Source organism: Pseudomonas sp. LD120 (genome assembly GCF_009861525.1).
GTDB lineage: Bacteria > Pseudomonadota > Gammaproteobacteria > Pseudomonadales > Pseudomonadaceae > Aquipseudomonas.
In genome coordinates, this window is sequence record NZ_WVHL01000005.1 from 2,060,736 (window position 1) to 2,083,042 (window position 22,307).

The following is a 22,307-nucleotide window of genomic DNA, read 5'->3' on the forward strand; positions in this document are numbered from 1 at the left end:
AACCCGCGTCATGGCTCTAACCTGAGCAGCAGCTCACAAAGTGGCTGCTCTTATTTTTGAAGAAATGAGACAAGCAGGGGCATCCGGGCTGGTACCCGGACTATCAGCGTGATCCTAAGTGGCTTGTTTTGGTCGCTGCATTCGGACTTCTGCAAGCTTGCTCGGTGTCTTCGCCGATGGTGTTCCCCTAACCGAGGGTGACCAAGCATGCAAGAAAGCGTGATGCAGCGCATGTGGAACAGCGCCTACCTATCCGGTAGTAACGCTGCCTATGTGGAAGAGCTCTACGAGCTCTACCTGCACGACCCTAACGCTGTGCCAGAAGAGTGGCGCACTTACTTTCAGAAGTTGCCTACCGACGGCAGCACTGCCATCGATGTTTCGCACTCGACAATCCGCGATCATTTCGTCTTGCTGGCAAAGAACCAGCGCCGCGCCCAACCGGTGTCCGCCGGCAGCGTGAGCAGTGAGCACGAGAAGAAGCAAGTTGAAGTGCTGCGATTGATCCAGGCCTATCGGATGCGTGGCCACCAGGCAGCCCAGCTTGACCCGCTGGGACTGTGGCAGCGTCCTGCACCTGCAGACCTGTCGATCAATCATTACGGCTTGACCAATGCCGATCTTGATACGACCTTCCGTGCCGGCGACCTGTTCATCGGCAAAGAGGAAGCGAGCCTACGCGAAATTCACGAAGCGTTGCAGCAGACATATTGCCGCACCATCGGCGCTGAATTCACGCACATCACCGACTCCGAGCAGCGCCAGTGGTTCCAGCAGCGTCTGGAAAGCGTGCGCGGCCGTCCAACCTACTCCGCCGACATCAAGGGCCACCTGCTCGAGCGCGTCACCGCGGCTGAAGGTCTGGAAAAATACCTGGGTACCAAATACCCGGGTACCAAGCGTTTCGGTCTGGAAGGCGGCGAGAGCCTGATTCCGATGCTCGACGAGCTGATTCAGCGTTCGGGCTCCTACGGCACCAAGGAAGTCGTGATTGGCATGGCCCACCGTGGCCGTCTGAACGTACTGGTCAACACTTTCGGCAAGAACCCGCGCGAGTTGTTCGACGAGTTCGAAGGCAAGAAGAAGGTCGAACTGGGTTCCGGTGACGTTAAATACCACCAGGGCTTTTCGTCCAACGTGATGACCACCGGTGGCGAAGTTCACCTGGCGATGGCATTCAACCCGTCTCACCTGGAAATCGTTTCTCCAGTGGTCGAAGGTTCGGTGCGTGCCCGTCAGGATCGCCGCAACGACCAGACCGGCGACAAGGTTCTGCCGATCTCGATCCACGGTGACGCGGCATTTGCCGGTCAGGGCGTGGTGATGGAAACCTTCCAGATGTCCCAGACCCGCGGTTTCCGTACCGGCGGCACTGTGCACATCGTGATCAACAACCAGGTTGGTTTCACCATCAGCAACCCGCTGGACTCGCGCTCCACCGAGTACGCCACCGACGTTGCGAAGATGATCCAGGCACCGATTCTCCATGTGAATGGTGATGATCCGGAAGCCGTGTTGTTCGTGACCCAGTTGGCCATCGACTACCGCATGCAGTACAAGCGCGATGTGGTGATCGACCTGGTTTGCTACCGCCGTCGCGGCCACAACGAGGCCGACGAGCCAAGCGGTACCCAGCCACTGATGTATCAGCAGATCTCCAAGCAGCGCACCACCCGTGAGCTGTATGCCGATCGCCTGACTCAGGGTGGTGTCCTCGATGCAGAGCGTGTTCAGGCCAAGGTCGATGAGTACCGTAACGCTTTGGACAACGGCCTGCATGTTGTGAAAAGCCTGGTCAAAGAGCCGAACAAAGAGTTGTTTGTGGACTGGCGTCCATACCTGGGGCACACCTGGACTGCGCGTCACGACACCACGTTCGACCTCAAGACCCTGCAGGAGCTGTCCGCCAAACTGCTGGAACTGCCAGAAGGTTTCGTGGTTCAGCGTCAGGTCGCGAAGATCTACGAAGACCGTCAGAAGATGCAGGCTGGTGGCTTACCGATCAACTGGGGGTATGCTGAAACCATGGCGTACGCGACCCTGGCGTTCGAAGGGCACCCGATCCGTATGACCGGTCAGGACATCGGCCGGGGTACTTTCTCGCACCGTCACGCAGTCCTGCACAACCAGAAAGATGCCAGCACCTACATCCCGCTGCAGCATCTGTACGAAGGTCAGCCGCGCTTCGATCTGTACGACTCGTTCCTGTCCGAAGAAGCCGTACTGGCGTTCGAATATGGTTACTCGACCACTACGCCAAACGCGCTGGTGATCTGGGAAGCCCAGTTCGGCGACTTCGCCAACGGTGCCCAAGTGGTGATTGACCAGTTCATCACCAGTGGCGAGCACAAGTGGGGCCGTCTCTGCGGTCTGACCATGCTGCTGCCACACGGCTATGAAGGTCAGGGCCCTGAGCACTCCTCGGCTCGTCTGGAGCGTTACCTGCAGTTGTGTGCTGAGCACAACATTCAGGTTTGCGTACCGACCACGCCGGCTCAAATCTACCACTTGCTGCGTCGTCAGGTGATTCGCCCGCTGCGTAAGCCGCTGGTGGTGCTGACACCGAAGTCGCTGTTGCGTCATAAACTGGCCATCTCGACCCTGGAAGATCTGGCTGAAGGTTCGTTCCAGACCGTTATTCCGGAAATCGATGCCCAGGATCCGAAAGACGTGGATCGCATCGTTCTGTGTAGCGGCAAGGTCTACTACGACCTGTTGGAAAAACGCCGTGCCGAAGGTCGTGACGACATCGCTATCGTGCGTATTGAGCAGCTGTACCCATTCCCCGAGGACGACTTGATCGAAGTCCTGGCTCCGTACAAAAACCTCAAACATATCGTTTGGTGTCAGGAAGAGCCGATGAACCAGGGTGCCTGGTACTGCAGCCAGCATCACATGCGGCGCATCATCAGCGGTCACAACAAGTCCCTGGTACTTGAGTACGCGGGCCGTGACGCTTCTGCTGCCCCAGCTTGTGGCTACGCATCGATGCACGCTGAGCAGCAGGAAAAACTGCTGCAAGATGCCTTCACTGTTTAACGCCTTCGCGCACCTGAAACCGAATTTAAGGAACCACAGATAATGGCTATCGAGATCAAAGCCCCCACTTTCCCGGAATCGGTTGCCGATGGCACCGTTGCCACCTGGCACAAACAACCGGGTGACGCCGTCAAGCGCGACGAGCTGATCGTTGACATCGAAACCGACAAGGTCGTGCTGGAAGTGCTGGCCACCGCTGACGGCGTGCTGGGCGCTATCGTCAAGAACGAAGGCGATACCGTTCTGTCTGACGAAGTTCTGGGCTCTATCGTTGAAGGCGCCGCTGCTACTGCCGCGCCGGCCGCTGCGGCTGCTCCGGCCGCTGCTGCAGCACCAACTGCTGAAGGCGAAGACGATCCAATCGCGGCCCCCGCCGCGCGTAAGCTGGCTGAAGAGAATGGCATCAACATCGCTTCCGTTGCCGGTACCGGCAAGGGTGGTCGTGTGACCAAGGAAGACGTGGTAGCAGCCGTTGCCGCCAAGAAAGCCGCTCCAGCTGCCGCGCCTGCCAAGGCTCCGGCTCCGGCCGCCGCTGCGCCCGTTTTCGCCGCGGGTGACCGCGTTGAGAAGCGTGTTCCGATGACCCGCCTGCGGGCCAAGGTTGCCGAGCGTCTGGTCGAAGCCCAGTCGAACATGGCAATGCTGACCACCTTCAACGAAGTCGACATGACTGAAGTCATGGCTCTGCGTTCGAAGTACAAGGACCTGTTCGAGAAGTCCCACAACGGCGTGCGCTTGGGCTTCATGTCGTTCTTCGTCAAGGCCGCTACTGAAGCGCTGAAACGCTTCCCAGCGGTCAACGCCTCGATCGACGGCTCCGACATCGTTTACCACGGTTACGCCGACATCGGTGTTGCGGTTTCCAGCGATCGCGGCCTGGTGGTTCCGGTTCTGCGTAACGCTGAGCTGATGAGCCTGGCTGAAATCGAAGGCGGCATTGCTACCTTCGGTAAGAAAGCTCGCGACGGCAAACTGTCGATGGAAGAGATGACTGGCGGTACGTTCACCATCACCAACGGTGGTACCTTCGGTTCGATGATGTCGACCCCGATCGTCAACCCGCCGCAAGCAGCGATCTTGGGCATGCACAACATCCTGCAGCGTCCGATGGCGATCAACGGTCAAGTGGTAATTCGTCCGATGATGTACCTGGCGCTGTCTTATGACCACCGCCTGATCGACGGTAAAGAAGCCGTGACGTTCCTGGTGACCATCAAGAACCTGCTGGAAGACCCAGCGCGTCTGCTCCTGGACATCTAAAAAGCAGCTACAGGCTGCAAGCGAAAAGCTTCAGTCCCGTTCTGGGCGAAGGAGCTTCGAGCTTGCAGCCTGTGGCTTCTAGCTTGCCGCTAAAAGGAACCTTTTTATGACTCAGAAATTTGACGTGGTAGTGATTGGTGCTGGCCCAGGCGGTTATGTTGCCGCGATCAAGGCCGCGCAACTTGGTCTCTCCACCGCTTGCATCGAGAAGTACACCGACAAAGAGGGCAAGCTGGCCCTTGGCGGCACCTGCCTGAACGTTGGTTGCATTCCTTCCAAGGCGCTGCTGGACAGCTCCTGGAAATTCCACGAAGCCCAGGATGGTTTTGCCATCCATGGTATCCAGCACGCTGGCGTAACCATGGACGTACCGGCCATGGTCGGTCGTAAGGCCAACATCGTCAAAGGCCTGACCAGCGGTGTTGCCACCCTGTTCAAAGCCAACGGCGTAACCTCGATCCAAGGCCACGGCAAGCTGCTGGCCGGCAAGCGTGTCGAAGTCACCAAGCCAGACGGTTCGGTTGAAGTGATTGAAGCTGAGAACGTCATCCTGGCTCCAGGTTCGCGTCCGATCGACATTCCACCGGCTCCAGTCGATCAAAACGTCATTGTCGATTCCACCGGCGCACTTGAATTCCAGGCCGTACCAAAACGTCTGGGCGTGATCGGCGCTGGCGTGATCGGTCTGGAACTGGGCTCGGTCTGGTCGCGTTTGGGTGCGCAAGTGACGGTCCTGGAAGCCTTGGACACCTTCCTGATGGCTGCGGACACCGCTGTTTCCAAGGAAGCGCTGAAGACCCTCACCAAGCAAGGCCTGGACATCAAGTTGGGCGCTCGCGTGACCGGCTCCAAGGTTGATGGCGAAGAGGTCGTAGTGACCTACACCGACGCCAACGGCGAACAAACCATTACTTTCGACAAGCTGATCGTTGCCGTTGGTCGCCGCCCTGTGACCACCGATCTGCTGGCCACCGACTGCGGCGTGACCCTCGATGAGCGCGGTTTCGTGCACGTTGATGATCATTGCGCGACTACCGTACCAGGCGTCTACGCCATCGGTGACGTGGTGCGCGGCATGATGCTGGCTCACAAGGCCTCGGAAGAGGGCATCATGGTCGTCGAGCGCATCAAGGGCCACAAAGCCCAGATGAACTATGACCTGATCCCATCGGTTATTTATACTCACCCGGAAATTGCATGGGTCGGTAAGACCGAGCAGGCCTTGAAAGCTGAAGGCGTTGAAGTTAACGTCGGCACCTTCCCGTTTGCCGCCAGCGGCCGTGCCATGGCAGCCAACGACACCGGTGGTTTCGTCAAGGTTATCGCCGATGCCAAGACTGACCGCGTATTGGGCGTCCACGTGATTGGCCCAAGCGCTGCGGAACTGGTTCAGCAAGGTGCGATCGGCATGGAATTCGGCACTAGCGCCGAAGACCTGGGCATGATGGTTTTCTCCCATCCAACCCTGTCCGAAGCCCTGCACGAAGCAGCACTGGCTGTGAATGGCGGCGCCATTCACATCGCCAACCGCAAGAAACGCTAAGCAATAATAAGAAACCACGGCGGTTGGCCCGTCGTGAGCCTTGTGCGCAAGACTCACCGCGGAATATCCGCTGGACTCGACCTCTTGAGGTAGCGCCACGCACTGGACCGGAGCCCAGGCTCCGGTTTCAGGGAGGGTGTTGGTTTGAGAGTAGCGGTCACAGGTGGTGCGGCACTCAATCTTGAGCGCAGCGCCGAATGCGCAGTACCTAACGAAGACGGTAAAAAGCATGAATCTTCACGAGTATCAGGGTAAGCAGCTGTTCGCTGAATACGGCCTGCCAGTATCCAAAGGTTACGCGGTAGACACCCCGGAAGAAGCAGCAGAAGCTTGCGACAAAATCGGCGGCTCCGAGTGGGTTGTCAAAGCCCAGGTTCACGCCGGTGGTCGCGGTAAAGCGGGCGGCGTTAAGCTGGTTCGCAGCAAAGAAGACGCTAAGGCATTCGCTCAGCAGTGGCTGGGCAAGCGTCTGGTGACCTATCAGACTGACGCCAATGGCCAGCCTGTCACCAAGATCCTGGTTGAATCGTGCACTGATATCGCTAAAGAGCTGTACCTGGGCGCTGTCGTTGACCGTTCGAGCCGTCGCATCGTGTTCATGGCTTCCACCGAAGGTGGCGTGGACATCGAGAAGATCGCTCACGACACTCCAGAAAAAATTCTCAAAGCCACTATCGATCCACTGGTTGGCGCTCAGCCATTCCAGGGTCGCGAGCTGGCTTTCCAACTGGGTCTGGAAGGCAAGCAAGTTGCCCAGTTTGCCAAGATCTTCGTGGGTCTGGCCAAACTGTTCCAGGATCACGATCTGGCCCTGCTGGAAGTGAACCCGCTGGTGATCAAGGCTGATGGCGATCTGCACTGCCTGGACGCCAAGATCAACATCGACGCCAACGCCATGTACCGTCAGCCTAAGCTGAAGACTTTCCACGATCCGTCGCAAGACGATCCGCGCGAAGCGCACGCTGCCAAGTTCGAACTGAACTACGTAGCCCTGGAAGGCAACATCGGCTGCATGGTCAACGGTGCCGGCCTGGCCATGGGTACCATGGACATCGTCAACCTGCACGGCGGTAAGCCAGCCAACTTCCTTGACGTAGGTGGCGGCGCGACCAAAGAGCGCGTGACCGAAGCCTTCAAGATCATCCTGTCCGACACCAATGTTGCCGCTGTACTGGTCAACATCTTCGGCGGTATCGTTCGTTGCGACATGATTGCCGAAGGCATCATCGGCGCCGTTAAAGAAGTGGGCGTGAAAATCCCGGTTGTTGTTCGCCTTGAAGGCAACAACGCTGAACTGGGCGCTAAAGTACTGGCAGAAAGCGGCTTGAACATCATCGCTGCTACCAGCCTGACCGACGCTGCTCAACAAGTTGTCAAAGCTGCGGAGGGCAAATAATGAGCGTCCTGATCAATAAAGACACCAAAGTTATCTGCCAGGGTATTACCGGTTCGCAAGGTAGTTTCCACACCCAGCAAGCCATCGAATACGGCACCCAGATGGTGGGCGGCGTAACTCCAGGCAAAGGTGGCACTGAGCACCTGGGCCTGCCGGTGTTCAACACCGTGAAAGACGCTGTAGCAGCTACTGGCGCTACCGCCAGCGTGATCTACGTTCCAGCTCCTTTCTGCAAGGACTCGATCCTGGAAGCAGCTTTCGGCGGCATCAAGCTGATCGTCTGCATCACCGAAGGCATTCCTACCCTGGACATGCTGGACGCCAAAGTTAAGTGCGACGAGCTGGGTGTTACCCTGATCGGCCCTAACTGCCCAGGCGTGATCACTCCAGGCGAATGCAAGATCGGCATCATGCCAGGTCACATTCACTTGCCAGGCAAGGTCGGTATCGTTTCCCGTTCCGGCACCCTGACTTACGAAGCTGTTAAGCAGACCACTGACGCCGGTTTCGGTCAGTCCACCTGCGTCGGCATCGGCGGTGACCCGATCCCGGGCTCCAACTTCATCGACATCCTGAAGCTGTTCCAGGAAGACCCGAAGACCGAAGCGATCGTGATGATCGGCGAGATCGGCGGTTCGGCTGAAGAAGAAGCGGCTGCCTACATCAAGGCTCACGTGACCAAGCCGGTTGTTTCCTACATCGCTGGTGTGACTGCTCCTCCGGGCAAGCGCATGGGCCATGCTGGCGCAATCATCTCTGGCGGTAAAGGCACTGCAGACGAGAAATTCGCTGCGCTGCAAGACGCAGGTGTAAAAACCGTGCGTTCGCTGGCAGACATCGGCAAGGCCTTGGCCGAGCTGACCGGTTGGGCTGTCAAGTAAGCTTCGCGCTTAACTGACGCTTCAACCACAAAGGCCACCTTCGGGTGGCCTTTGTGCTTTCTGCCCCAGCAGCCGGCTTCCGGCGAAGGTGCCTCTGAGCGGGGTGTTGTCCTTGCCGAAGCCTTCACTGGCGCGCCAGCTGCACACGAGTCAGCTCCTGCGCAAACCAGGCTCTGCGTAAGGCGGGCGCCGGTACGGCGGCTGCGCAAGGGAGACATTCCGATGGAAAAATAGTTTCAAAAAAGCGACATCCCTATGTCGCATATCAGAAAATTCTTATTGCGTCGGTGCGTTCGTCTTACAGATTCGGTAGGCTACCCGCCTCTTTTTGCGTCTGCTGCCCACAAGGCCGCTGCGCGCTAAACGGGTCAGTCTTATACGGATTGACAGCATTTCCCTCACCCATAAGGGAAATCCCTCTCTAAATTCCGATTCAGTAGTGTGGTATTTCCTTAATGAAAGTGTTGAAAGGCCAGGACATTCTGGCGCTCGGCTTCATGACTTTTGCCCTGTTCGTCGGGGCTGGCAACATCATCTTCCCTCCTATCGTCGGTTTGCAGTCCGGACCCCATGTCTGGATGGCGGCGCTGGGCTTTCTGATCACTGCAGTGGGCTTGCCGGTGATCACCGTGGTCGCCCTGGCCAAGGTCGGTGGCGCCATGGATGCGCTGAGTAGCCCCATCGGTAAAGTCGCTGGCGGTCTGTTGGCGGCGGTCTGCTACCTGGCGGTTGGCCCGCTGTTCGCCACGCCGCGTACGGCCACTGTGTCCTTTGAAGTGGGCCTGGCGCCACTGACTGGTGAAAGCTCGCTGGCACTGTTCCTCTACAGCTCGGCGTATTTCCTGCTGGTGTTCTTCATCTCCCTGTATCCGGGCCGTCTGCTGGATACGGTTGGCCGTTTTCTGGCGCCGCTGAAGATCATCGCCCTGGCGGTTCTGGGAATCGCAGCGTGCGTCCTGCCGGCCGGCAGCGTTGGCGATGCCACGCCTGAGTACGTTGCTGCGCCATTCTCCCAGGGGTTCATCAATGGCTACCTGACCATGGATACCCTGGGCGCCTTGGTGTTTGGCATCGTCATCGTCAACGCCATTCGCTCGCGGGGGGTCGAGTCGCCTCGACTGATCACTCGCTATGCGGTGATCGCCGGCCTGATCGCCGGGGTTGGCCTGGCGCTGGTTTACATCAGCCTGTTCCGTCTCGGTTCGGGCAGCCATGAAGTGGCCGCCGGTGCCACCAATGGCGCGGCGGTGCTGCATGCCTATGTACAACACACCTTTGGCTCCCTGGGCAGCGGCTTCCTCGCGGTACTGATCTCCCTAGCTTGCTTGGTGACGGCGGTGGGCCTGACCTGTGCCTGCGCCGAGTATTTCAGCCGTGTAACACCCTTGTCCTATAAGACTCTGGTGGTGATCCTCGCGGTTTTCTCGCTGTTGGTGTCGAACCTTGGCCTGACCAAGCTGATCGCCTTCTCGATCCCGGTGCTGACCGCCATCTATCCGCCGTGCATTGCCCTGGTGGCCCTGAGCTTCTGCAAGGACTTCTGGCGCGATCAGCGGCGTATCGTTGGTCCGGTGATGCTGGTGTCTTTCGTGTTCGGTCTGATCGATGCACTCAAGGGGGCCGGCCTGGCCGATGGCTTGCCCAGCCAGTTGTCCCACTTGCCGTTGAGCGAGCAAGGCCTGGCCTGGCTGGTGCCTTCGGTGATCATCCTGGGGGTTGCGGTGATCTTCGACCGTATTCTGGGCAAGCCGGCCCAAGCTCTGGCTTGATCCGTCGCTGATGGTTCTGGATCGCCACAAGCGGCCCATAAGCACCAAGGAAAATGCCCCGTATCCATCGATACGGGGCATTTTTTATGGGACTTGGACGGTGTCTTTTTCCTCGGCGTGGCGTCGAAGCAGTGTCCTTGTCTTTTGCCAACGCCTTACAGGAATTTGCATGTCGTTCGTCCAAGCCAACCTGATTCATCTCCTGGCCGCACTGTGGTTCGTCGTCTGCTGGGGCGGCTACACCCGCTACGCCACCTGGAAGGGCCGGGACACGGCATGCCTGGCCAGCGTCCTGCACCTGTACCGCGAGGACTGGATGCGTCGCATGTTGCTGCGGGATAACCGCATCGCCGACGCCAGCGTGATTGGCAACCTGGAGCGCAATGCTTCGTTCTTCGCCTCCAGCACCCTGATCATCCTGGCAGGTATTCTCACAGTGCTCGGTGCATCGGAGCGCGCGGTGTCGCTGCTGGCGGACATTCCACTGGTGCAGCAGGCGTCCCAGGGCATGTCGGAGATCAAGTTACTGTGCCTGGCGCTGGTGTTCGTGTATGCCTTTTTCACCTTCAGTTGGTGCATGCGCCAATACAACTTTGCGGCGGTACTGGTGGGGTCGGCGCCGATGATCGGCGAGCGACATGTCTCCGAGCAGGAGCGCAAGGCGTTTGCTTCGCGGGCAGCCCGGGTGATTTCCATGGCGGCCAACCAGTTCAACTTCGGGCTGCGTTCCTACTATTTCGGCATGACCATGCTGGCCTGGTTCGTCAGCCCCTGGTTGTTCATGCTGATGAGTGCAGGCGTGGTGTTTGTCCTGTACCGGCGGGAGTTTCATTCCGACGTACTTGACGTCATGGTCTATACCCCGACTGAACAGCCTTTGGCCGATAGCCCCAAAGACGCAATTTGAGCGGCGAGAACTTATCGATTGATCTGTCGCCCGGTTAAAAGGAGTTGGCCAATGAGTAAGTTGCGTGTCGTGATGTGCTTGTCATGCATGTTGTTGTCGGGCTGCCGAGTGCAAACCCTGTATCTGAATGGCGATGCGCGTGGCCAGGTGGTGGATGCATTGAGTGGCATGCCGATCGCCGGGGCCAAGGGGGCCTTGTGTGGGGCGCAGTTCCTGACTGGCGAGGACGGACGCTTCCAGGTCGAGCAGGCAACCGACTGGGAGTTGGTGATGGTACTGGCCAGTCGCGGGCTCCAGGACACTCCGCACCCTTGCAACATGAGTATCAGCGCGGTCGATTACCAGACCCGCCAGTGGTCGGCCCCCTTTGCCGCCCACTACGACTTTCCCATTAGGCTGTTGCCTGCATCCAGTTCCTTGCACTATGGGGTGGAGTCTTCAGGCAATGGAGTGGCTGGACGCCCGTTGCAGGCAGAACCGCTCCAAGATGAGTTGTTCCTGGAGTCAGGGTATTGAGCTCCAGTACTTAGTTATCTATTCGACAACTAAACACCGTTGTATTGAGCTGCTGTTTTGCAGACAAGAAAAAGCCCGCACTTGGCGGGCTTTTTGGTGTTGCGCTAAAACCGACTTAGTTGGTTTTAGGCGCTTCTTCCTTGATGCTTTCTTCGACCGCAGCTTTGTTGGATTCAGCCTGATCTTTGGCGGCTTCGGCGTTTTCTTTCGCTGCCTCGTTCACTTTATCCTGAGCCTCGTTCATTTTTTGCTGCGCTTGCTCTGCATGCTGGTTGGCGTCTTGAGCTTTGTCTTCGGACTTTTTGTCACAGGCAGCCAGGCCAAGGGAGGCGGTCAGCATCAGGGCAATAGCTAAAGTCTTACGCATGGGGTATTTCTCCTTAGTAAAGATATCGACTGGCCTTTCGAGCATGGCGTTGTGATTTAAGTTCCTTTAAATGCCCAGATATATTAAGTATTCCTGCCACGGAACTTTTGCCCGCGTAGTTCGATGCCAATTTCTGACAATAACAAGAGGCATATTCCATGACGCAAAACCCTATTTTTGAGCGAGCGATACGCTTTCTATCTGCACTGCGCCACTGTCAGGTGCTGGGCATCACCGTACACAGCGCTTCCACCGAAGGCATGACCCTGACGTTGCCCTACCGCCCGCAGATTGTGGGTGATCCGCAAAGCGGGATTATTCACGGCGGCGCGCTGACTACGCTGATGGACACCGCCTGTGGCATGGCCACCTTGTGCGTGTTGCCGGCGTTCGAGGTGTGCCCGACCCTGGATCTGCGGGTCGACTATATGCATCCGGCAGTGCCTCATCATGACGTGCATGGTTTCGCCCAGTGCTACCGGGTGACCACTGATGTGATCTTCACTCGCGGCTTTGCCTATCAGGATGATCCCGAGCGTCCTGTGGCCCATGTGGTGGGCACCTTCATGCGCATGGGCAAGGGTCTCAAAGGTGTCCCGGGGTTCGCCAGTTCGATCAAGGGAGCTCGCCCATGAGTGAGAGTCTAAAGGCACTGCTGGATCAGGCCCACCAGCAAGGCGACTACACCGCGCTGCTGCAGAAAATTCCTTACGCCAGCCTGATTGGCATCGAGTGCTCGCGGTTGGGAGACGAGCTGCTGTTTCGTCTGCCGGCCAACAAGGACAACATCGGCAACCCGTTGCTGCCCGCGCTGCATGGCGGCGTGATTGCCGGTTTCATGGAGTTGGCGGCAGCCCTGCATCTGTTGATCTTCACCGGCTCGCCCGGGGTGCCGAAGATCATCGACTTCTCCCTGGATTACCTGCGCGCCGGGCAGTTTCGCGACACCTTCGCTCGCTGCCAGGTCTGGCGCCAGGGCCGACGCGTGGCCAACGTCGCGATCACTGCCTGGCAGAGCACCGTCGACGAGCCAATTGCCACCGCTCGCGCACATTTCAAGATTGAAGAGACGCCCGCCCCTTGAAATCTGTCGAGCTACCCCCACTTCCATGTCATCCCGCCGCTCTCCGCTTCCGGAACGCGACTACTGCCATCTGATTGGAGTTTGATGACCATGAGTGTGGAAACTCAAAAGGAAACCCTGGGCTTCCAGACCGAGGTGAAGCAACTGCTGCACCTCATGATCCATTCGTTGTATTCCAACAAGGAAATCTTCCTTCGCGAATTGATCTCGAACGCCTCTGACGCCGTCGACAAATTACGCTTCGAAGCCCTGTCCAAGCCTGACTTGCTGGAAGGTGGCGCTGAACTGAAGATCCGTGTGAGCTTCGACAAGGACGCGAAAACCGTCACCCTCGAAGACAACGGCATCGGCATGAGCCGTGAAGATGTGATCACCCACCTGGGGACCATCGCCAAGTCCGGCACCGCCGACTTCATGAAAAACCTCACCGGCGACCAGAAGAAAGACTCGCACCTGATCGGTCAGTTTGGCGTGGGTTTCTACTCCGCGTTCATCGTCGCCGACCAGGTCGAGGTGTTCAGCCGCCGTGCCGGCTTGTCCGCCAGCGAAGGCGTGCACTGGTCGTCCAAGGGTGAAGGCGAGTTCGAGGTTGCGACCATCGACAAGGCCGACCGCGGTACTCGCATTGTCCTGCACCTGAAGTCCGGTGAAGACGAGTTTGCCGATGGCTGGCGCCTGCGCAACATCATCAAGAAGTACTCCGACCACATCGCCCTGCCGATCGAGTTGCCAAAAGAGGCCGCGGCCGCTGAAGGCGAAGAGAAGCCGGCACTGGAGTGGGAAACCGTCAACCGCGCCAGCGCTTTGTGGACCCGTCCGCGTACCGAGATCAAGGACGAGGAATACCAGGAGTTCTACAAGCACATCGCCCATGACTTCGAGAACCCGCTGAGCTGGAGCCACAACAAGGTCGAAGGCAAGCTGGAATACAGCTCGCTGCTCTACGTGCCGGCCCGCGCACCCTTCGACCTGTACCAGCGTGAAGCGCCGAAGGGCCTCAAGCTCTACGTGCAGCGCGTGTTCGTCATGGATCAGGCCGAGTCGTTCCTGCCGCTGTACCTGCGCTTCATCAAGGGCGTGGTGGATTCCAACGACCTGTCACTGAACGTCTCGCGGGAAATCCTGCAGAAAGACCCGATCATCGATTCGATGAAGTCGGCGCTGACCAAGCGCGTGCTGGACATGCTGGAAAAACTGGCGAAGAACGAGCCTGAGCAATACCAGGGCTTCTGGAAAAACTTCGGCCAGGTGATGAAGGAAGGCCCGGCCGAAGACTTCGCCAACAAGGAGAAGATCGCCGGCCTGCTGCGCTTCGCGTCCACTCAGGGCGACGACGGCGAGCAGACTGTGTCCCTGGCAGATTACCTGGCTCGCGCCAAGGAAGGTCAGGACAAGATCTACTTCCTCACCGGCGAATCCTACGCCCAGGTGAAAAACAGCCCGCACCTGGAAGTCTTCCGCAAGAAAGGCATCGAAGTGCTGCTGCTCACCGACCGCATCGACGAGTGGCTGATGAGCTACCTCAACGAATTCGACGGCAAGAGCTTTGTCGACGTGGCGCGGGGTGACCTGGACCTGGGCAACCTGGACTCGGAAGAGGACAAGAAGGCTGCCGAGGAGGTCGCCAAGACCAAGGAAGGCCTGGTTGAGCGGATCAAGACCGTCTTGGGCGAGAACGTCAGCGAAGTGCGGGTTTCCCACCGCCTGACCGACTCCCCGGCGATCTTGGCCATCGGCGAGCAGGACCTGGGGCTGCAAATGCGTCAGATCCTTGAAGCCAGCGGGCAGAAGGTTCCGGATTCCAAGCCGATCTTCGAATTCAACCCGACTCACCCGCTGATCGAGAAACTTGACGGCGAGCAAAGCGAAGAGCGCTTTGGCGACCTGTCGCATATCCTCTTCGATCAAGCGGCCCTGGCGGCCGGTGACAGCTTGAAAGACCCGGCGGCCTATGTGCGCCGACTGAACAAGCTGCTGGTTGAACTGTCGGTTTAACCAGGTTGCAGGAAAAACCCGCTTCGGCGGGTTTTTTCATTCTGGTGTCCCCCTACTGGAGAAGATGAGTCATGACTCAAATCACCGTGCGTTCTGTGGTCTATCAGATCGATGGCCAGCCCTATGAAGGTCTCCTGGCCTTCGATGCCGCCCATCAAGGCGCGCTCCCGGGGTTGCTGATGGCGCCGAACTGGATGGGTGTCAGCGCCGGCGCGCAGAAGCTTGCCGAGTCGGTGGCGGCCAAGGGGTATGTGGTGCTGGTCGCCGACCTGTATGGCCAGTCGGTGCGCCCTAGCGACGCCGATCAGGCCGGTGCGGCGATGATGCCCCTGAAGAATGACCGGGGGCTCTTGCGCCAGCGCATGCAGGCGGCCTTCAGCGCCCTGCAGAGCCAGACCGAGGCCGCAGTGGACACCACGAGGCTGGCCACCTTCGGTTTCTGCTTTGGCGGCTGCTGCGTGCTGGAACTGGCCCGCAGCGGGGCGCCAGTCAAGGCCGCGGCTTCCTTCCATGGCACCCTGGACACGCCTGAGCCTGCGGATGCGCAGAACATCAAGGGCTCGGTGCTGGTGCTGCACGGTGCGGCCGATCCGCTGGTGGCCAAGGAACAACTGCCGGCCTTTGAGGCGGAGATGAACGCGGCAGGCGTTGACTGGCAACTGGTCAGCTACGGCGGTGCGGTGCATTCCTTTACCGATCCTCAGGCCAATGTCCCGGGCAAGATGATGTATGACGCCAAGACATCGGCGCGGGCCTTTGCCACCTTGTACTACCTGCTGGACGAAGTGTTCCAAAACTGACCGCAATCCCCTGATCCCGGAGCGGGCTTGCCGGCGCGGGCGTGAGCGAGCACAACGCAAGACTCAGGGGGGGCGTTTCCCGGCAAGCCGGCGCCTACGGATCAGTGGCGAGAGGCGGGCAGTTCGATGCGCTCGCTTTCTCCCGGCACTGGCGGCCAGTCCCCGGCCGCCCAGCGTCTGCGTGCTGCATCGATCAACAGTGGGTCGCTGGCGACAAAGTTCCAGTTGATCCGTCGCGGCCCGTCCAACGGCGCACCGCCAAGCAGTACCGCATGGCAGTCGCTCTCGGCGAACAGCGTGGCGTTTTCTCCCACCGGCAATACCACCAGCGAGTGCAGGGGCAATGGCTCGCTGTCCAGCTGTGCCTCGCCGCTCAGTACATACAGCGCGCGTTGCTGATGCTCGGTGGGAATCAACAGGCTGGTGGCGGTCTGCAGCTGCAGTTCGGCATACAGGGTCGCGGAGAGCACCGGCACCGGTGATTCCAGGCAGAAGCCGCTGCCGGCGATCATGCGGATCGTGACCCCGAGGTTGTCACTCACCGGCAGTGTGGCTGCGGGGTGATGGCTGTAGTGCCCAGGCCCCTGCTCGTGCTCCTTGGGCGAGGCCAGCCAGACTTGCAAGCCATGCAGGGTGAAAGCCTGGTTCAGCAGTGTCTCGGGCGTGCGCTCGACATGGGCGATGGCGCTGCCTGCGGTCATCCAGCTGACGTCCCCGGGCAGGACGATCTGGTCCGAGCCGAGACTGTCCTTGTGCTGGATCTGTCCTTCGAACAGGTAGGTCAGCGTGGACAGGCCAATATGCGGGTGCTGGCGGATGTTCATGCCTTTGCCGGCGGGGTAGGAGGTGCTCAGCATGTGGTCGAAGAATACGAAGGGGCCGACACTGCGGCACTGTGCCGAAGGCAGGGGGCGGAGGATGGGCTGGCCTTCGACGTGCTCGACTCGGGGACGGATCACTAGGGATGAGTTCATGGTGGATTCCAGGCTGATCGGAGTTCTGCCAGCAGCATAACTCCCTCCCCAGGTGCCCGCCTTGTCGCTACTGGCTGAAGGCGCCTTCGCAGAGGTGGGTCTCGATGCTGACCTCACTGCTGGTCATCAGTTTGTGGATCGGGCAACGGTCGGCTACCCGGTGCAGCTCTTCGCGCTGGGTATCGGTGAGTACGCCCCTGAGGGTCAGCTTGACGTGCAGGCCGTACGTGCCTTTCTGCTCTTGGCTGTTGTCGTGCTTGATCTCCACCGTGACCCCGGTCAGGGGAATGTTCTTTTTTTGCGCATAGAGCTTGAGGGTCAGAGCCTTGCAGGCGCCCAGGGCGGCATCGAAGTAGTCGTGGGGTTCGGGCGCGGTGCCTTCGCCACCGGCGGACGTGGGCAGGTCGGTGAACAACTGATGGTCGTCGACCTGGATGCTGTGGCGAAAACCTTCGCTGGACTCGGTATTGACGGTAATGGTCATGGCAAACCTCAGGCAGTGATGAGTATCGGATCGGTGGTAAGGGTGCTGAAGGTATAGAGCATTCGCAGGCGCAGGCGTTCCCGTTTTTTACTTTGGGTCAGCAGTGGCCCGGTGTTGCGCCGATGGATGTGCAAGCAGCGGTGAATCAGCGGGTCTGGAGGTGTCAATTGCACTGTTTGATTGAAAAAATGCCGATTTTGGGAAGCTGAATCGTTTTACTTTCAGGTATCGAAGTCATAGGGCGTTTTGATATCACGTTTTTGTCTTACGCAAATTTCCGCTGGCCCGATACCGTCTAAGAGCACCTTGCTGCAAGGTTTTGCAGCGCTCTAGGAAGGAGCCGAAGGAATGAGTCTTAGACGTCTCAATATTGCGCCTCGCGCAAGCCTGGGTTTTGGTTTGCTGGCGCTGATGGTGTTTTCCCTCGGGGCGTTCGCCCTGATGCAAATGGCGAATATGCGCCAGCAATCAGATGAAGTTGAGAGTAATTGGCTGCCCAGTGTCATGTCTGTAGGTGACATGAGTCAGCACCTGCTGCGCATCCGTGTGCTGACGCTGCGTCTGCTGATTAATCGCGACCCGCAGGGGATGGCCCAGAACGAAAACAAGATCAACGACATCAAGAACGGCCTGAGCGTTGCTCAACGGCGTTATGAGGCGCTGATCATATTGCCTGAGGAACGAGTCCTGTTTGACCGCTTCAAGGCCTTAGAAACGCAGTACCTGCAACGTCAGGCCCAGGTCATGACCTTCTCCAATCAGAATCAGATAGAGGAGGCGGCCAAGGTGGTCAACGGTGAAATGAATCAGTTGGGCGATGAATTGGCCACGACCCTACATGACCTGGTCGAGCTGAATAAGCAGAGTGCGACGCGTGCCACCGATTTGGCTAAGGCTGTGTTCAGCCAATCTCGGGTTTGGGTGCTGGCCATGATTGCGGTCGCGACGCTGGTGACTATTGGCCTGGCGCTGATGCTGACCCGGAGCATCGTTGTGCCATTGGCGCAGTCGCTGAATGTGGCTGAGGTGGTGGCTGGGGGGGATCTGACCGGTGATATCACGGTGACTGGTAAGGATGAGCCCGCGCGTTTGCTGCAGGCGCTCAAGTCCATGCAGCACAGCTTGCGGGAAACCATTCGGCGCATCTCTGACTCCTCCAGTCAGTTGGCTTCGGCCTCGGAGGAGCTTAGCTGCGTCACTGAAGACGCCACCCGGGGGCTGCATCAACAGAGCCAGGAGATCGAGCAGGCAGCGACCGCGGTGAACCAGATGACTGCCGCGGTGGAGGAGGTGGCTAGCAACGCGGTCGCCACGTCTGAAGCGTCGCGAGAATCCGATCATATTGCTCAGCGCGGACGCGAGCAGGTGCATCAGACCGTGCTGTCGATTGAGGCGTTGGCCGAGGACGTGACGGCCAATGCCGGTCAGGTGGAAGACTTGGCGCAGAAGGTCTATGGCATCAGTAAGGTGCTGGACGTGATTCGAGCCATTGCCGAGCAGACCAACCTGTTGGCCTTGAATGCTGCAATCGAGGCTGCGCGGGCCGGTGATGCCGGGCGAGGTTTTGCCGTGGTGGCCGACGAGGTGCGAGCCTTGGCCCATCGAACCCAGCAGTCGACCCAGGAAATCGAGCAGATGATCGGCGGCATTCAGCAGGGCACCGATCAAGCGGTCAGCGCCATGCAGCAGAGCAACGGTCGCGCCCGGTCGACCCTGGAAGTGGCCAAGGCGGCGGGGCAGGCGTTGGAGGAAATCGCCTCGGCGTTCACCTTGATCAACGAGCGCAACACCGTGATTGCCAGCGCCTCGGAACAACAGGCCGCGGTGGCGCGTGAGGTCGATCGCAACTTGATGAACATTCGTGATCTTGCTCACCAGACCTCAGCAGGAGCCAACCAGACCAGCGCTGCCAGTCAGGAGCTGTCGCGGTTGGCAGCGGACTTGAACAGCATGGTGTCGCGCTTCTCGGTGTAAGCCGGCAGCGCTGCCTGCGCAGGCACAAAAATGTATGGTCAGCCCATCTCCTGCAACCTCATTGGTTGTTTTCGGTAACGCTGGCCTGCGCTCATGTATCCGGGCTCGTTGTGAGCGTTGCTGTAACAACGCCCGGCCCTCGCTGAGTAGCCGCTCCCGACTGCCCTGAAAAAGCCCTCAGCCTCTATAGCTGAATTTTGTGCCAGGCTCTCAGTCGGGCCATTTGCCGTTTACTGTCATCCGTCAGTGACGTCGCAAAAGCCGGTGGTAAAGCTGTACGTTCAAGCGTTCGGATGTGGGTCGTACTGGCCGCCTTTGGCCAGTACCGCCCACACGATTCGCGCCAGTTTGTTTGCTAGCGCACACGCGACGACATTGGAGTGGCGGCGCGTCAGCAGTTCCCGAACCCAAGCCCCCAAGGCGTCTTCTCGCTTGTCGATATGACGCATGATGGCTCGCGCGCCTTGTACCAGCAATTGGCGGATGTGTTTGTCGCTGCGCTTGCTGATCCCCAGAAGCACCGTCTTTCCATCCGTCGAGTATTGCCTCGGCACCAGCCCCAGCGAAGCGGCAAAATCGCGTCCACTTCGAGAGTTCGACGCATCGCCCACATCCGCCAATACCGCACTGGCGATGATTGGGCCGATGCCAGGAATACTCTGCCAGCGATTTCCGGCATCGTCCTCTTTCAACTGCTGTTTCAGGTCGGACTCGATGTCCTTGATTTCATCATTGAGCTGTTGGATTTGACGATGGAGACGCATCACCACGCTCTTTAGGCGCAATGGAACCGGATGTTGTGGATCGTCCAGCAGCGCTGGCACACGGTGCAACGCCGTTGCGCCGTTGCGCCGATGGGCAGGCTGATCCCGAATTCCAGCAAAAAGCCATGAATCTGATTGGTCGCGACGGTGCGATGGCCAATCAAGAAGTCTCGGACACGATGCAAAGCTGAAAGCGTTTGTTGCTCTGCGGTTTTAATCGAGCAGAAGCGCATCGCGGGGCGGCTCGCCGCCTCGCAAATCGCTTCGGCATCAATGAAGTCGTTTTTGTTGCCTTTGACGAACGGCTTAACGTATTGCGGGGCAATCAGTTTTACCTCGTGGCCCAATGCCTCAACCTGTCGAGCCAACCAGTGGGCACCGCCACACGATTCCATCACCGCCGTGCAGGCCGGCAGTTGGGCCAATGTGCTGAGCAATTGGCTGCGACTGGTTTTCTTGCGCAGGACCTGATGACCTTTGGCATCCTGGCCATGCAGGTGGAAGCTGTGTTTGCCAATGTCGATACCGAGAAGCGTCATCGTGTTCATGAGAGATCCTCCGCCGAAAACGAGAAAAGCCCTGCAAGCGTAAACCTGCAGGGCTTCTCGGTCAGGCTGACCATCTCATTAAGCCCCGAACCAGTCGGGGCTTTTTGCATTCGGCGAAGCGGCGGGGCTTACTTGCCCTGCCAGCGCTTCAGCACCAGGGTGGCGTTGGTGCCACCGAAGCCGAAGCTGTTGCTCATCACGGTGTTGATGGTGGCGTCTTCGCGAGTCTTGGTCAGGATCGGCATGTCGGCGACTTCCGGGTCCAGCTCATCGATGTTGGCCGAACCGGCCATGAAGTTGCCTTCCATCATCAGCATGCAGTAGATCGCCTCATGAACGCCGGCGGCGCCCAGGGAGTGACCCGACAGGCTCTTGGTGGAGCTGATGGCCGGAGCCTTGTCACCGAACACTTCACGCACACCTTTCATTTCCGCGATATCGCCGACCGGAGTCGAAGTGCCGTGGGTATTCAGGTAGTCGATTGGGGCGTCGACGGTGGACATGGCCATCTGCATGCAGCGAATGGCGCCTTCGCCGCTTGGAGCCACCATGTCGTAACCATCGGAAGTGGCGCCATAGCCGACGATTTCCGCGTAGATCTTGGCGCCGCGGGCCAGAGCATGTTCCAGCTCCTCGACCACCACCATGCCGCCACCACCGGCAATGACGAAGCCGTCACGTTTGGCATCGTAGGCGCGGGAGGCCTTTTCCGGGGTTTCGTTGTACTGGGTGGACAGCGCGCCCATGGCGTCGAACAGGAACGATTGAGTCCAATGCTCTTCTTCACCGCCGCCGGCGAAGACGATGTCCTGCTTGCCCATCTGGATCTGTTCCATGGCGGTACCGATGCAGTGAGCACTGGTGGCGCAGGCCGAAGCGATGGAGTAGTTCAGGCCCTTGATTTTGAACGGAGTGGCCAGGCAGGCGGAAACCGTGCTGCTCATGGTCCGCGTGACACGGTATGGGCCAACGCGCTTGACGCCTTTCTCGCGCAGGATGTCCAGCGCTTCCATCTGGTTCAGGGTCGAAGCACCGCCGGAGCCAGCGATCAGGCCGGTACGCGGGTTGGACACTTGTTCTTCGCTCAGGCCGGAGTCGGCGATGGCGTCTTTCATGGCCAGGTAGGCGTAAGCCGCCGCGTGGCCGACGAAGCGATAGATCTTGCGATCGATCAGTTCTTCAAGGTTCAGGTCAATGGAGCCGGAAACCTGGCTACGCAGACCCATTTCGGCATATTCCGGGTTGAAGCGGATGCCAGGGCGACTTGCACGCAGGTTAGCGGAGACGGTCTCTTTGTCATTGCCCAGGCACGAAACAATGCCAAGACCAGTGATAACGACGCGGCGCATGCGGATAACCCTTAGAAGTTGTCAGTTGAGGTAAACACGCCGACCCGAAGGCCTTCGGCGGTATAGATTTCGCGGCCGTCAACGCTGACCGAACCATCGGCGATGGCCATGTTCAGCTTGCCCTTGAGGACGCGCTTGATATGAATGTTATAGGTGACTTTTTTCGCGGTCGGCAGCACCTGGCCGAAGAATTTCACTTCCCCCGAACCCAGGGCGCGGCCACGGCCCGGCAGACCTTGCCAGCCGAGAAAGAAACCGACCAGTTGCCACATGGCATCCAGGCCCAGGCAGCCTGGCATCACTGGGTCGCCTTCGAAGTGGCAAGCGAAGAACCACAGGTCTGGAGTGATATCCAGCTCAGCGACCAATTCACCTTTACCGTACTTGCCACCCTCTTCGCTGATCTGGGTGATGCGATCCACCATCAGCATGTTGGGGGCGGGCAGTTGCGCGTTACCTGGGCCGAACAGCTCACCGCGACTGCAGCGCAGCAGGTCTTCCCGAGTAAAGGCGTTTTGTTTGGTCATGCGAGCTCCTCAATAGTCCCGTGCGGCAGGGTTGGGCAATCTTCCCGGCCGATCGAAGCGTTCATGCCTCGAGCCGGCAGCCTACTCATAGACTATTGCGTTGTAGTGAAAGTCACAGCGCCAAGGGCAT

At 58.9% G+C, this 22,307-nt stretch carries 18 protein-coding genes and 2 pseudogenes; 14 read left to right on the forward strand and 6 right to left on the reverse strand.

Annotated features, from left to right (window positions below; translation table 11 throughout):
- Window positions 1–207: 207 nt before the first annotated feature.
- The 8 genes from PLD_RS23755 (at window position 208) to PLD_RS23790 (ending at window position 11,311) form a co-directional block, all read left to right on the forward strand.
- Entirely contained in the window at window positions 208–3,039 is a 2,832-nt protein-coding gene (locus PLD_RS23755) for a 2-oxoglutarate dehydrogenase E1 component (protein ID WP_159897104.1), read from the forward strand.
- Window positions 3,040–3,081: 42 nt separating this feature from the next.
- Window positions 3,082–4,299 (forward strand): 2-oxoglutarate dehydrogenase complex dihydrolipoyllysine-residue succinyltransferase, encoded by a 1,218-nt coding sequence (odhB, locus tag PLD_RS23760; RefSeq protein ID WP_159897106.1) that lies wholly within the window; start codon window positions 3,082–3,084, stop codon window positions 4,297–4,299.
- Between the two features lie 106 nt (window positions 4,300–4,405).
- The gene (lpdA, locus tag PLD_RS23765) at window positions 4,406–5,842 is read left to right on the forward strand and encodes a dihydrolipoyl dehydrogenase (RefSeq protein ID WP_159897108.1); all 1,437 of its coding nucleotides are present in this window, start codon (window positions 4,406–4,408) and stop codon (window positions 5,840–5,842) included.
- A 229-nt stretch (window positions 5,843–6,071) separates the two neighbouring features.
- Window positions 6,072–7,238: an ADP-forming succinate--CoA ligase subunit beta gene (gene sucC, locus PLD_RS23770; RefSeq protein ID WP_009047768.1), complete on the forward strand. Its 1,167-nt coding sequence runs from the start codon at window positions 6,072–6,074 to the stop codon at window positions 7,236–7,238.
- Window positions 7,238–8,119: a succinate--CoA ligase subunit alpha gene (gene sucD, locus PLD_RS23775; protein WP_068587916.1), complete on the forward strand. Its 882-nt coding sequence runs from the start codon at window positions 7,238–7,240 to the stop codon at window positions 8,117–8,119. The genes sucC and sucD overlap by 1 nt, the downstream gene beginning before the upstream one ends.
- Before the next feature lie 455 nt (window positions 8,120–8,574).
- Window positions 8,575–9,888, forward strand: coding sequence for a branched-chain amino acid transport system II carrier protein (gene brnQ, locus PLD_RS23780; protein WP_159897110.1), 1,314 nt, complete (start codon window positions 8,575–8,577; stop codon window positions 9,886–9,888).
- 169 nt (window positions 9,889–10,057) lie between these two features.
- Window positions 10,058–10,795, forward strand: coding sequence for a DUF599 domain-containing protein (locus tag PLD_RS23785; protein WP_159897112.1), 738 nt, complete (start codon window positions 10,058–10,060; stop codon window positions 10,793–10,795).
- A gap of 51 nt (window positions 10,796–10,846) precedes the next feature.
- Window positions 10,847–11,311, forward strand: a complete 465-nt coding sequence (locus PLD_RS23790; RefSeq protein ID WP_159897114.1) for a hypothetical protein — start codon at window positions 10,847–10,849, stop codon at window positions 11,309–11,311.
- Window positions 11,312–11,426: 115 nt separating this feature from the next.
- Here the strand turns inward: PLD_RS23790 and PLD_RS23795 are convergent, their stop codons facing one another.
- A complete protein-coding gene (locus PLD_RS23795; protein ID WP_159897116.1) occupies window positions 11,427–11,678 on the reverse strand; it encodes a hypothetical protein in 252 nt (83 codons plus the stop codon).
- Between the two features lie 158 nt (window positions 11,679–11,836).
- Between PLD_RS23795 and PLD_RS23800 the strand changes: the two genes are divergently transcribed.
- From PLD_RS23800 to PLD_RS23815, 4 genes are all read left to right on the forward strand, one after another.
- Window positions 11,837–12,313 (forward strand): PaaI family thioesterase, encoded by a 477-nt coding sequence (locus tag PLD_RS23800; RefSeq protein WP_159897118.1) that lies wholly within the window; start codon window positions 11,837–11,839, stop codon window positions 12,311–12,313.
- A complete protein-coding gene (locus PLD_RS23805) occupies window positions 12,310–12,762 on the forward strand; it encodes a PaaI family thioesterase (RefSeq protein ID WP_159897120.1) in 453 nt (150 codons plus the stop codon). Before PLD_RS23800 ends, PLD_RS23805 begins: the two co-directional genes overlap by 4 nt.
- 90 nt (window positions 12,763–12,852) lie before the next feature.
- Window positions 12,853–14,757 (forward strand): molecular chaperone HtpG, encoded by a 1,905-nt coding sequence (gene htpG, locus PLD_RS23810; RefSeq protein ID WP_159897122.1) that lies wholly within the window; start codon window positions 12,853–12,855, stop codon window positions 14,755–14,757.
- 71 nt (window positions 14,758–14,828) lie between these two features.
- Entirely contained in the window at window positions 14,829–15,557 is a 729-nt protein-coding gene (locus PLD_RS23815) for a dienelactone hydrolase family protein (RefSeq protein ID WP_159897124.1), read from the forward strand.
- Between the two features lie 101 nt (window positions 15,558–15,658).
- On the opposite strand, the gene PLD_RS23820 is transcribed toward PLD_RS23815, so the two are convergent.
- Window positions 15,659–16,531, reverse strand: coding sequence for a pirin family protein (locus tag PLD_RS23820; protein WP_159897126.1), 873 nt, complete (start codon window positions 16,529–16,531; stop codon window positions 15,659–15,661).
- A 67-nt stretch (window positions 16,532–16,598) separates the two neighbouring features.
- Window positions 16,599–17,015, reverse strand: coding sequence for an OsmC family protein (locus PLD_RS23825; protein WP_159897128.1), 417 nt, complete (start codon window positions 17,013–17,015; stop codon window positions 16,599–16,601).
- A gap of 348 nt (window positions 17,016–17,363) precedes the next feature.
- Between PLD_RS23825 and PLD_RS31285 the strand changes: the two are divergent.
- Together PLD_RS31285 and PLD_RS31290 are read left to right on the forward strand one after the other, a co-directional pair.
- Window positions 17,364–18,134 (forward strand): annotated as a pseudogene (locus PLD_RS31285) (MCP four helix bundle domain-containing protein); the annotation flags it as partial.
- A complete protein-coding gene (locus PLD_RS31290) occupies window positions 18,126–18,989 on the forward strand; it encodes a methyl-accepting chemotaxis protein (protein ID WP_371929101.1) in 864 nt (287 codons plus the stop codon). The pseudogene PLD_RS31285 and the gene PLD_RS31290, both read left to right, overlap by 9 nt.
- 281 nt (window positions 18,990–19,270) lie before the next feature.
- On the opposite strand, the pseudogene PLD_RS23835 reads toward PLD_RS31290, so the two are convergent.
- The 3 genes and pseudogenes from PLD_RS23835 to fabA form a co-directional block, all read right to left on the reverse strand.
- Window positions 19,271–20,301 (reverse strand): annotated as a pseudogene (locus PLD_RS23835) (IS110 family transposase).
- A 128-nt stretch (window positions 20,302–20,429) separates the two neighbouring features.
- Window positions 20,430–21,650 carry a beta-ketoacyl-ACP synthase I gene (gene fabB / locus PLD_RS23840; protein ID WP_159897132.1) on the reverse strand — a complete coding sequence of 407 codons (1,221 nt, stop codon included), beginning with the start codon at window positions 21,648–21,650 and terminating at the stop codon, window positions 20,430–20,432.
- 11 nt (window positions 21,651–21,661) lie between these two features.
- Window positions 21,662–22,177, reverse strand: a complete 516-nt coding sequence (gene fabA, locus PLD_RS23845) for a 3-hydroxyacyl-[acyl-carrier-protein] dehydratase FabA (RefSeq protein WP_159897134.1) — start codon at window positions 22,175–22,177, stop codon at window positions 21,662–21,664.
- Window positions 22,178–22,307 lie beyond the last annotated feature (130 nt).